At 69.9% G+C, this 11,336-nt stretch carries 8 protein-coding genes; 1 reads left to right on the top strand and 7 read right to left on the bottom strand.

The genetic code is table 11. The annotated features are described in order from the left end of the window. Positions 1–13: 13 nt before the first annotated feature. Together ACWFQ8_RS24435 and ACWFQ8_RS24430 are read right to left on the bottom strand one after the other, a co-directional pair. Positions 14–1,030 carry a hydroxyacid dehydrogenase gene (locus ACWFQ8_RS24435; RefSeq protein ID WP_453788395.1) on the bottom strand — a complete coding sequence of 339 codons (1,017 nt, stop codon included), beginning with the start codon at positions 1,028–1,030 and terminating at the stop codon, positions 14–16. A gap of 150 nt (positions 1,031–1,180) precedes the next feature. Then, the gene (locus ACWFQ8_RS24430; protein WP_453788394.1) at positions 1,181–1,459 is read right to left on the bottom strand and encodes a hypothetical protein; all 279 of its coding nucleotides are present in this window, start codon (positions 1,457–1,459) and stop codon (positions 1,181–1,183) included. Between the two features lie 243 nt (positions 1,460–1,702). Here ACWFQ8_RS24430 and ACWFQ8_RS24425 point away from each other — a divergent pair, with 243 nt between their 5' ends. Next, a complete protein-coding gene (locus ACWFQ8_RS24425) occupies positions 1,703–2,113 on the top strand; it encodes a VOC family protein (RefSeq protein WP_453788393.1) in 411 nt (136 codons plus the stop codon). A 537-nt stretch (positions 2,114–2,650) separates the two neighbouring features. On the opposite strand, the gene ACWFQ8_RS24420 is transcribed toward ACWFQ8_RS24425, so the two are convergent. The 5 genes from ACWFQ8_RS24420 to ACWFQ8_RS24400 all read right to left on the bottom strand — a co-directional run bounded on the left by ACWFQ8_RS24420 (position 2,651) and on the right by ACWFQ8_RS24400 (position 11,177). After that, on the bottom strand, positions 2,651–3,625 hold the full coding sequence (locus ACWFQ8_RS24420) for a nucleoside hydrolase (RefSeq protein WP_453788418.1): 975 nt from the start codon (positions 3,623–3,625) through the stop codon (positions 2,651–2,653). Positions 3,626–4,046: 421 nt separating this feature from the next. Continuing rightward, entirely contained in the window at positions 4,047–5,435 is a 1,389-nt protein-coding gene (locus ACWFQ8_RS24415) for a phospholipase D-like domain-containing protein (RefSeq protein WP_453788392.1), read from the bottom strand. A 207-nt stretch (positions 5,436–5,642) separates the two neighbouring features. Then, positions 5,643–7,160 carry an FG-GAP-like repeat-containing protein gene (locus ACWFQ8_RS24410; protein ID WP_453788391.1) on the bottom strand — a complete coding sequence of 506 codons (1,518 nt, stop codon included), beginning with the start codon at positions 7,158–7,160 and terminating at the stop codon, positions 5,643–5,645. A 212-nt stretch (positions 7,161–7,372) separates the two neighbouring features. Continuing rightward, on the bottom strand, positions 7,373–8,983 hold the full coding sequence (locus tag ACWFQ8_RS24405) for an FG-GAP-like repeat-containing protein (protein ID WP_453788390.1): 1,611 nt from the start codon (positions 8,981–8,983) through the stop codon (positions 7,373–7,375). A gap of 196 nt (positions 8,984–9,179) precedes the next feature. Next, a complete protein-coding gene (locus ACWFQ8_RS24400) occupies positions 9,180–11,177 on the bottom strand; it encodes an FG-GAP-like repeat-containing protein (RefSeq protein ID WP_453788389.1) in 1,998 nt (665 codons plus the stop codon). Positions 11,178–11,336 lie beyond the last annotated feature (159 nt).

The following is an 11,336-nucleotide window of genomic DNA, read 5'->3' as shown; positions in this document are numbered from 1 at the left end:
GCGGGAGGCCCCGTCAGGCGGTACGGCCGCGGTCCTCGCGGTGCACCGGATGGGCGAACGGCAGGCCCGAGGCGTAGCGCGCGATCTCCTCGACCGCGGCATCGGCCATCCGGTGCAGTTCGTTGCCCAGCGACCCCGCGACGTGCGGGGTGAGCAGCACGTTGGGCAGGTCGTAGAGCGGTGAGTCGGCCGGCAGGACCTCGGGCTCGGTGACGTCGATGACCCCGTGCAGTCGGCCCGAGGCGAGCTCGTCGGTCAAGGCGGCGCCGTCGACCAGTGAACCGCGTGCCGTGTTGATCAGGGTGGCGCCGTCGCGCATCAGTGCCAGTCGGCCGCGGTCGATCATCGCGCGCGTCTCGGGCAGTTCCGGCGCGTGCAGGCTGACCACGTCCGAGAGCCGGCAGAGTTCGTCGAGCCCCACCGTGCGGGCGCCGAGCGCCCCGGCCGCGCTGTCCGTCACGCAGGGGTCGTACAGCACCACTTCGAGATCGTACGGGCGCAGGAGCTCCATCACCCGGCGTCCGACGCGTGAGGCCCCCACGATCCCGACGGTGCGGCGGTAGTTGCCGGCGTGGCCGTACCGCAGATGCCAGTCGTGCGGCCGCCCGCGCACGCTGCGGTACTCCTCGCGCAGCTCCAGCACCCGCTTGTTCGAGAGCAGGACCATCGCCACCGTGTACTCGGCCACGGGCAGCGCGTTGGCATGGGCCGCGGAGGAGACGAGGATGCCGCGCTCCCAGCAGGCCCCGGTGACGACGTGCTTGACGGATCCTGCGGCGTGCACCACGGCTCTGAGGGCGGGCGCGGCCGCCAGGACCCGGGAGTCGATCACCGGGGCGCCCCAGCAGGTGAGCAGGACCTCCGCCTCCGCCAGGGCGGCCGCCACCTCGGGCCTGCCGAAGTCGTCCGCGACGATTCCCGCGTCGAACCGGGCTACGCGCAGCAGCCGTTGTGCGGCGGGTCCGTCGAGCAGGCGGGGCAGGAGTTCGGGGTCCATCGCGAGCAGGGTGCGCGGGCGGCGACCGGGCATCTGGGGTGCTCCTTGCGGCTGGGTGCGGCCGCGCAGACTCTAGGAAGCCGCATTCCGATCGTCAAGATCCTTCCATCACGAAGATCGATTCGCACGCAACGGTCGCTCGGGTCGCCATCGGGTCCGGACCGGATGCGGGTCCGGGCCGGGTCAGAAGCGGTTGCGGAGCCGCATGCCCATCGGGCGGCCGCCCGGATCCACCAGCACGTGGTGCAGCGCGCCCGCGAGCACCCGCTGGAAGGCGGGCAGCTCCGGCGGGACGTACCGGCGCAGCCGGTCCGGCGGCCGCGGCCCGCGGCCCCCGCCGTCGTGCCAGGCGTCGAGCGCCGCGGCGCGGTCGCGGAAGGCCTCGAAAGCGGTCCCCGGATCGCACAGCGCCTCATCCGTCCACGGACCCGGCCCGTCCTCCGCGTCGAGGTGCTCGCGCATGAGCTCCAGCCGCAGTTCCCGGGCGAACGCGCGTGCCCGTCCCCGAGTCCGCCCGGCCGGCGCTTCTCCAGGCGGGCGGCGGCGTTGCCGCGTTCTCCGGGCTCCAGGAGCCGGTCTGCATGGGACACGGTATGACCTCCAGCGCGCTCCTACCCCTCCGTCCCCGCCCACCCGGGCGCCGCCGGTGCGGAGGAGAGGGGCAACAGCCCGTGTCGGGTCGGCCGCGCGGGGTAAGTGCGGGGCATGACCGTACCCAAGACCGGAGTACTCGTACTGGACTGCGCCGAACCGGAGCCCCTGGCACGGTTCTACGCCGCGCTGCTCGACGCCGAGGTCGGACCGGCCGACGGCGACAGCGATCTCCTGCTCCTCACCGGCGGCGCCGGGGTCCTGCTCGGGATCCGCCGCGACCACGGGCACGCGCCGCCCAGCTGGCCGCGCCCGGAGGACTCGCTCCAGGCGCACCTGCGCATCCTCGTCGCCGCGGACATGCTCGACGAGGCCGAGCGCGAGGCCGTCGGTCTGGGGGCCCGGCCCGTGGACGCGACGCAGGACGCCATGGGTCCGGAGCAGCGCACGGACCAGCGCCGGTACACCGACCCCGCGGGCCACTCCTTCGTCCTCGCGGCGGTCCGGCAGCCGCCGACGGCGTAGCGGCTCCCGAACCGCGGGACCCCCATCCCCGCCTCAGGGCGTCGCGTCGAGCTCCGCGACGATCGAGGCGGGGATGTGTCCGATGCCGTCCGACAGGCGGTGCAAGTCCGCGGAGACGAAGTTCGCGGATCGCGCCCCCCGGCGGCCGGCCGGCAGCGCCCGGCGATGCGGTCGCGCAGGGTGGCGCCGTTGTCCAGGGCCGCCGTGAGGGCCGTGGGCACATTGGGGTGGTGGCTCATCGTGAACAGCCGTCGGAGGCCCGGCTCCTGGCGGTCCAGGGGCACCTCGGACCAGCGGCTGACGCACGCCAGGTCCTTGCCCGGTCGCCGAGGCTCCAGTAGTTGCTCACCGTCCACGACCGGTCGTGCATGACGCCCAGGTGCTCGCGGTCGGAGCGGTCGGAGGCCGGATGGGAGGTGGTGGCGGGGGCCGGGGACGCGGCGGCGGTCCCGTGCCGAGGAGGGCCAGCAGGACAGGCCCACGACGGCGTGCCGGCGGGCTCCCCGCGGGCGGCCGGCCGAGGCGTCCCGTTCCTGCTCAGGCAGCGGGCCCCGCCGGGCCCGGACCGTCGGCACGGTCCCCTTCCGTACCCGCCCCCAGCGCCGCGACGGCGGCGACCATCCGGTCCCAGAAGAGGCTGGTCTCCAGTGTCATGGCGACTCGCGCGTTGACCGGTCGGCCGGTGGAGCGGTGCAGGTCCACCACGGTCGCGCCGCGCGTGTACCGGCCGTTCAGCTCCACGACGACGTTCGCGTCGACGCAGTGCACGAGCGCGGGATCGATGACCCGGGCCACCGCGACGGGGTCGTGCAGGGGCGGGTCCGGGAATCCCCAGAGCGTGCGGTAGGTGGACCGGAAGAAGGTCAGCAGTTCGGCGCACGTACGTCCGAGGGGGGTGCCGAGCCCTTCGAAACGCGCCACCACGTCCGGCGTCGCCAACGCCTGGTGGGTGACGTTGAGACCGCACATGGTGACCGGCACGCCGCTGCGGAAGACGATGTCCGCGGCCTCCGGGTCGGTACGGACGTTGAACTCGGCGGCCGGGGTCCGGTTCCCCCGCTCCGTCGATCCGCCCATCAGGACGATCTCCCGGATCCGGGAGGCGTCCCGCGGGTAGCGGGTCAGGAGCAGCGCGATGTTGGTCAGGGGCGCGGTCGGGACGAGGGTGATCGGTTCGGCGCTCTCGGCCAGGATCCCGTGGACGAGGTCCACCGCGTGCTCTTCGACCACGTCCACGGTGGGTTCGGGGAAGCTCGGGCCGTCCAGGCCGGAGATGCCGTGCACGTCCTGCGCGACCGTCGCCGGCCGGGTGAGCGGGCGGGCGCAGCCGGCCGCCACGGGCACGCCGGAGATCCCCGCGACCGTGCAGACCCGCCGCGCGTTCAGGGTGGTCTTCTCCAGCGTCTGGTTGCCCGCGACCGTCGGGTCCACCGACGCGGCCGCCGACGCGCTGGCCGAGTTGGCGTCCGGGGAGTTCGGGGCGTCGGTGCGCCGGCTGACCGCCCCGGGCACGGGCTCGTTGGCGGTGCTGGGGGAGGTGCGGGTGATCGACCGGTTCCGGTCGGTGTCGGGCGGCCTGCGGGTGACGGTGGCGTGGCCGTCCGGCCTGCGGGGCACCGTGGAGGGGCCGGCGGGCGGGGTGGTCCGTCACGGGGTGCCGTACGCCGGCTTGGCGGAGGAGTGCGCGTGCCGCCGGTACGACTGCGGGGACTTGGTCCCGGTGTCCTGGTGCGAGGAGCACGGGGACGCGGCCGGCCCGGCGATGGAGTGGCACCCCGCAGGCGGGATCCGCTGCACCGAGTTGGCTCAAAGGGGGGTCATTTTCGTGTCAGTCCCAAGCGCCGCCCTGTGGCGGAGGCGCTGGTGGTGCGGGTCGGCCGCGTGTCGCTGGTCTTGGTCCGGCTCTGGTTGAGAGCAGTGGCCGGATCGTGAGTCATGCCGGAGGGCAGTGTCCGCCGGTGAGGACCGTCTGGTCGAAGTTTTCGCGGAACTTCTCGTAGAGGGCGGTGTTCTCGATTTTCAGGAGGGTTTCGTCCTGGGAGCGCAGGTTCGGGTACGTGTAGTTGTGGCTGCCGGTGAAGATGAGCTTGCGTCCGCCGGTGCCCAGGTAGGTTCCGTCGATGAGCAGGTACTTGGAGTGGATGCCCCGTGCCGTGCCACCTGCCTCGGTGCCCTGGCATTTGCTCAGGCTGTTCAGTTTGGCGGTCGTGAGGACGTTCTTGACCGTGCTGCCGACGTTGCCGGGGTCCCCGTTGTGTACCACGTGAACCTGGCATCCCGCGGCCCGCATGTCACGGAGCTTCTCCGCGACCTGGGTGCGGGTGAAGGCGTACATGCCGATGCGGATCTGGGTGGCGGGTACGGCTTTGCAGTCCACGTTCTTCAGGAGGGAGACGACTGTGTCGCTCGACGCGTCGTTGCGCGGGTCGACGGGGGAGCCAAGGGCGGTGTCGTTGTCGGACTCCACTCGCGGGAAGAAGTACGTCTTGTACGGGCCGACGTCCTTGGCCGTGTAGTTGTCCGCCAGACCGGCGCCTTGGGAGCCGTGCATGAGGAGTTGCTTCCAGTAGCGGTTGTACTCCTGGTAGAGCCCGGCGTCGGGGATGGTGACGGCGTTGTTGTACATGCCCACACGCTGGTTGGTCGTCAGGTTCGCCGAGGACTGGAAGACCACGTTCGCGGTGGTGCCGACCTTCTCGAAGACGAAGAACTTGTTGTGGTTGATGGCGGACTCGCCCTCGCCCGAACCGCTCGCCGGGGGGAGGACACGGTTGCCGACGCATCCGCGGTCCTGTGGGCAGGCCAGGACGAACGAGCCGGCGGTGTCGGCGTCGACGCTCTGCCCGTACTCCACCTTCCCCAGTGCCTCGCTCAGCGTCTGGTACTCGCCGCCTCCCGTGGCCACCGTGTCTCCGTCCAAAATCAGCTGGATCCGCAGCTCGCCCTTGCGTGAGAGAAGTGCCTTGCGGACCTCGTCGTCGGTGAACAGGTACATGGAGCCGCGGACGAGTGAGCCCTTCTCCGCTCGCTGGATGAGGTCGATCAGCTGGTCGCGGAGGGCGTTCTGGTCGCCCCACGCGCTGGGACTGACGCCGTGCGGACGCTCTGTCGTCTTGTCCGGGTCGTTGAAGGTGGCTTCCAACGTCACAGGCGCCGGTCCTGGCACGTAGCCGGCGAAGTCCTCCACGGCGTACGGCATGGCGGCCGCAGCGTCTGCGGTGACCGCAGCCGACGGGGCGACGGCGTAGGCGGTGACGCTGGCACCTGCGAGGAGGACGACTGCGGCCATGGTGGTCACAGATTTGCTGACGTGGCGTATCACTCGGGCTTCCTTTAGCGGCAGACGGTCATGCAATTGACTGTTGGGCGGCGAGGTTGGTCGGGATCACGCGTTCGGGATTTCGTGATGTCCGGTTCCTCGAGGCCGGATGTCGGTGAAGAGGCCTCGACATAATGTCGGGGCTGGCACTCCTGGCCGCAGTTTCCTGAATCCTGAACGGCCATGAGCACTCGAGGAGTCGGAGAATTCCTAGACGCCGCCGTGGGCGGCCTTGCCGATGTCGGTCCAGCCGTTGGGGCCGGTTGCGTCGCCACCGTTCCAGCCGTAGACGGTGGCGCTGCCGTCGGTGCCGGCGAGGATGTAGTCGGCGTGGGTGTCGGCGTTGAAGTCGACGAACTGGACCTTGCTGTGGTCAGTGGTGACCCCAGACGCGATCTGGCCCTTGAACTGCCATCCGTTGACGGGGACGACGTCGCCGCCACGGTTGAGGTAGAGGTCGACGCCGCCGGTGGGCTTGACGTAGTGGTAGTCGGCCTTGCCGTCGCCGTCGTTGTCGGCGAAGCGGATCCGGCCGCGGTCGTTGGCGGCAGTCGTCACGCGGCCGATGTGCTGCCAGGGTGCGACATTGTCGCCCCCACGGTTGAGGTAGACATCCACAGCGCCGTCGTCGTTGAAGAGGAGATAGTCGGTGCGGCCGTCGCCGTCCCAGTCCGCGAAGCGAACCTTGCTCACGTCGGTGGTCATCCCGGCGGCTACTTGGCCGATGCCCTGCCACGGTGCGACCTTGTCACCGCCCTTGTTGAGCCATACGTCGACAGATCCGTTGGCGTTGATGACGAGGTAATCGAACCTGCCGTCACCGTCGAAGTCCGCTAGGCGTACGCGGTTGCGTTCGGTGGTGGTGCCGGAGGCGACCTGTCCCACGGTCTCCCAGCCTCCGCCCGTGTCGCCGCCGCGATTCAGCCAGACGTGGACCGTGCCGTTGTCGGCGATCGTGATGTAGTCGGGCCTGCGGTCAGCGTCGAAGTCGGCCCATCGCACCCGATCACTGCCACCGGCCTCGTTCGCGGCAGCGGAGCGTCGGGGCTCTGCGGTCTTCGCGATCCACTCGCCGAGGTCGTCGGTGCGCGCGGCAATGGCTCCGGTGCGGGTCTCGGCGGGGTCGGTGCCGGGGCAGCCACCCTGCCAGGAGCGGGAGTTGACAGCGACGAGTTCGCCAGCCGCGTTCAGGAGAGGCCCGCCGGTGTCACCCTTGCAGATGGAGTCGGTGCCCCTACCGCTGACGGCGATGGTGGTGGTGTCGCTGGTGCTGACGTTGAACGTGCCTGTGTGTAGATTGCCCGGAATCCACTGGGTCTTCGTGCGCCCGAATCCGGCGGCGGTCAGGTCTGCGCCAGCGACGGGGACGGTGCTCGCCCGTGTGATGGGGGTGATACCGGTCGCGGGCACGGCCAGGCGGGCCAAAACCAGATCTCGGTCCGCGCGCGGCGCTATTTCGGTGATCTCGACGGCCTGGCCGCTGCTGAGAGTGGCTGAGGTCGCCAGGCTGGGCTTGCCCGCGGGGACCTGCTGCCCCGGCGTAGCCGCGAAGCAACTGGCGGCGGTAGCGACCCAGTACGCGTCGATGAGCGAGCCGGTGCAGGCGCGGCTGTTCGCCTTGTCGCCGATGTGCAGCTTGACGGTGTAGGGGTGCTGGCCGGCCGGGGCTTCGGATCCGGTAACCGCTTGCGAGGTGCTTGCAGAGGCGAAGCCGGCAGTGACTGCCATAGTGGTGACCAGGAGCCCGGTCATCCGCGGGGTACGCGGACGGTGGTGCGACATATGTCTTCTTTCGGGATCGTGCGACGGATGCAGAGGGGGGGGTGACGGAGTGGGCCTCAGTCCAGATAGCGCAGGCGTCGGTGATCTCCACGATGAGCCACTCGGCTGGGTCCTGCCGGCGCCCGGACCCTCGGTCTTGGTTCGGGCGTCGGTGTCGCTCAGTCAGACGCGCTGCCGGTGACGGTACCGACGTGGGTCCAGCCGTTAGAGCCGACGGCGTCGCCGCCGTTCCAGGCGTAGATGGTGGCGCTGCCGTCGGTGCCGGCGAGGATGTAGTCAGCGTGGGTGTCGGCGTTGAAGTCGACGAACTGGACCTTGGTGTGGTCAGTGGTCACGCCGGTCGCGATCTGTCCGGCGGCCTTCCAGCCACCCGCGCCGACGACATCGCCGCCGCGGTTGCGGTATAGGTCGACCCTTCCGTCCGGTTGGATGAGGTGGTAGTCGGCCTTGTTGTCGCCGTCGTTGTCGGCGAAGCGGACGCGGTTGCGGTCGTGGGTGGCGGTCGTGACGCGTCCGGTGTGCTGCCACCCGTTCGAGCCGGCGGTGTCGCCACCGTGATTGAGCCAGACATCGAGGTTGTTGGCGTCGTTGAACAACAGGTAGTCGGTGCGCCCGTCGCCGTCCCAGTCGGCGAAACGCACTTTGGTCAGATCCGCGGTCAGCCCGGTCGCCACCTGGCCGATCTCCTGCCAACCCGCGGAGCCGGGCTTGTCGCCACCCTTGTTGATCCACGCGTTGACGGACCCGTCGGAGTTGACGACCAGGTAGTCGAAGCGGCCGTCGCCGTCGAAGTCGGCCAGGCGCACTCGCTTGCGGTCGAGCGTGGTGCCATAGGCGACCTGGCCCAAATCCTGCCAGCCACCACCACCGGGCACGTCACCGCCCCTGTTCAGCCGCACCGACACCCTGCCATCCTCAGCGATCGTGACGTGGTCGGGCTTGCCGTCACCGTCGAAATCAGCCCACCGCAGCGCACCGCTCCCGCCGGCCTCGTTGCCGGCACGCGAGCGTGCAGGACGGCTCGTCCAACCGTCGGCCACGGCCGCGTCGATCGCGGGACGGAAGGCCGCAGCCATCTTCCGGTATCCCGAATCGGACGGGTGCAGCCGGTCGGGCAGATCAGCCGCCACGTCCATCCGGGGCGCCTCGACATAGCGGAAACGCTGCCCGGAAGCCTGGCGAGGCTCCTCCTCGGCGCGTACGACGGCGTTGAACGCCGCGGTCTGCTGCTCCAGGCCGGGCGTGTCGGTGAGAAGTCCCTGGACGATGACGGTCACCTGGGGCTGGTTGACCCGGACGCGGTCGACCAGGCCGAGCAACTGCTGCGCGGCGGCCACTGGGTCGGTGTGGTCATTTTTGAGGTCATTGATGCCCAGATGCAGCAACACGATGTCGGGGCCGGCTCCCGCCTGCCACCGGTCTATGCCGGCACGGACACCGGCGACGGTATAGCCGCTCTGACCCTCGTGATCGGGGTCGACGACGCTGCCGAAGCGGCCGGATCCGACGAAGTCCGGCGCGTAGCGCGACTGCTGGGCCATCAGGTCCCACAGAGGGCCCCGGTAGCCGGCGCCGGTGGAGCTGCCTTCACCGAAGGTGATCGAGTCACCCAGAGGCATGATTCTCAATGGGTGCGGAGCGGATGCCTCGGCAGCCCTGGCCGAGGCCGAGGCCGAGGCCGATGCCGATGCCGATGCGGGGGTGGGAGTGGCCAGGACTGTGCCTGCGAGGGCGGCGGCCAGCCCAAGGGAGACGGTCAGTTTCTTCATGAATCGGTGCCTTCTCGTATTCGGCGCGGCCAGCCGGCGGCTGCCGAAGGTCAGGGGAAAGTGGGGGTGCGTCCGTTCCCGTGAGCGGGCGAGCGCAGTCGACCGCAGGCGCGCTATGGGCGCTTGAACGAAGCGGGCCCGTACGGCGGACATCCACATCCGCCGTACGGGCCCGCTGTGTCAGATCACCTCTGGCCTACACGCCGCCGTGGGCGACCTTGCCGATGTTGGTCCAGCCGTTGCCCGAGTCGCCGCCGTTCCAGCCGTAGACGGTGGCGCTGCCGGCGGTGTCCATGTCGGCGAGGATGTAGTCGGCGTGGGTGTCGGCGGTGAAGTCGACGAACTGGACCTTGGTGTGGTCGAGGGTGACGCCGTTGGCGATCTGTCCGACCACCTGCCAGCCGTTGGCGACGACGTCGCCGCCGCGGTTGCGGTACAGGTCGACCTTCCCGTCTGCCTTGATCAGGTGGTAGTCGGCCTTGCCGTCACCGTCGTTGTCCGCGAACCGGACCCGGTTACGGTCATTGTTGGCGGTCGTCACGCGCCCTATGTGCTGCCACGGGGCGACCTTGTCACCGCCGCGGTTGAGGTAGACGTCGACGTTGTTGGCGTCGTTGAAGAGGAGGTAGTCGGTGCGGCCATCGCCGTCCCAGTCGGCGAAGCGGACCTTGCTCACATCAGAAGTCAGGCCCGTGGCGACCTGGCCGATCTCCTGCCACGGGGCGACCTGGTCGCCGCCGCGGTTGAGCCACACGCTGACGGAGCCGTTGGCGTTGATGACGATGTAGTCGAACTTGCCGTCGCCGTCGAAGTCGGCGAGGCGTACGCGGCTGCGGTCGCTGATGACACCGGAAGCGACCTGCCCGAGTTCCTGCCAGCCGCTCGCGCCGGCCGGGTCGCCGCCGTGGTTGAGCCACACCTTGACGGCGCCGTTGTCGGCGATGGTGACGTAGTCGGGCTTGCGGTCACCGTCGAAGTCGGCCCAGCGGACCTTGCCGCTGCCACCGGCCTCGTTCACTGCAGCGGAACGCCGTGCACGCAGCTCGCCGATCCACTGGCCGAGATCGTCGACACGAGTGCTGTAGCCGCCGGTACGGGTTTCGCTGCTGTCGAGGCAGCCGCCCTGCCAGGAGCGGCTGTTCACCGCGGCGAGGGCGGACTTGCTGTCCTCGGTGCGTACCACGGAGCCGCCGGCGTCACCCTTGCAGACGGTCGCGTCGGCGGGCGTCTTGGCCGTGGTGTCGAAGCCGGTCGCGGCGATGCTGCCAACGGAGAACGCGGCGGTGTGGAGCTTGCTGGGAGCCCACTCGGCCTGGGTGCGGCCGAAGCCGGCCAGACTGAGTTCCTCACCCGCGGCGGGCGCCTTCGCCGACACGGACACCGGGACGATATTGAACGCGGGCTGGTCGAGGCGGGCCATCACCAGGTCGCGGTCCGTGCGCGGTACGAGTTCCACGATCTGCGTGGTGTGGCCGCCGCTGGTGGCCAGGTCGGCGCGGCCGACGGTCAGAATCGTTTTGTGCTTGGGAGCGCCGGCCGGGACGTCGATGCTCTCGGACGGCTTGTCGGCAAAGCAGCTCTTCGCGGTGACCACCCAGCGCGGGTCGACTAGCGTCGCCGTGCAGGAGCGCGTGTCGCCAATCTGCAGCTTGCCCGCGAACGCCAGCGGATTGTCGCCCGTCGGCGGCTGTGCGGCCGCAGTGCTGGAGGCAGTGACGCGCATTTCCAGCAGGACGGTCTGCTTGGGGTCGGTGGCAGTCCCCTCACCGATTGCTTGGGCACTGCCTGCGGGGAAGTCCAGGGTCTGTGTGGCTCCGTTGGTCGAGACCGTGGCCCTGATGTCCCGGGCGACGGTCTCGATGCGGTAAGCGCGCGGGATGTTAACGGATAGGTAGCCCGTGTTGGCGGCCTTGAAGCAGAGCGTGGACTCGCTGGTCTTCAGGTTTCGCGCCCATACCTGGATCTGGAACGGGCCAGAGCAGCTGGTGTGCGTGATGTTGCCGTCGCCGGCGATCAGGCTGGCCCCTGTGGCGGCCAGGATGTCGTTGCTGTGGGGATAGGCCCCGTCCTCAAGTACATAGGGGGCGTCGGCGTTGGCCGGCGTCTCGCCGACTGCTGAGGCGAGCGGCACGGGCGTTCCCATGGCGACGGCCGCGGTCAGGGTGGCTACGGGTAGCCATCTGCGTATGCGCACTGGTGTTGATTCGCTTTCACGACAACGCCCTCACCGCCTGAAGGGGGAGGGCGTAAGGAAATGGGGGACCGTGCCACGTCGTTGCGGACGGCCGTGATCGCCTGGGGGGCCGCAGAGCAGCATAGCCACAACTACCCAGTGCCCAGCGCCAGGAGGGGC

The organism is Streptomyces sp. NPDC055254, from assembly GCF_053606025.1.
The sequence above is the reverse complement of the archived record's forward strand: the minus strand, read 5'-3'. Positions and strand labels throughout refer to the sequence as shown.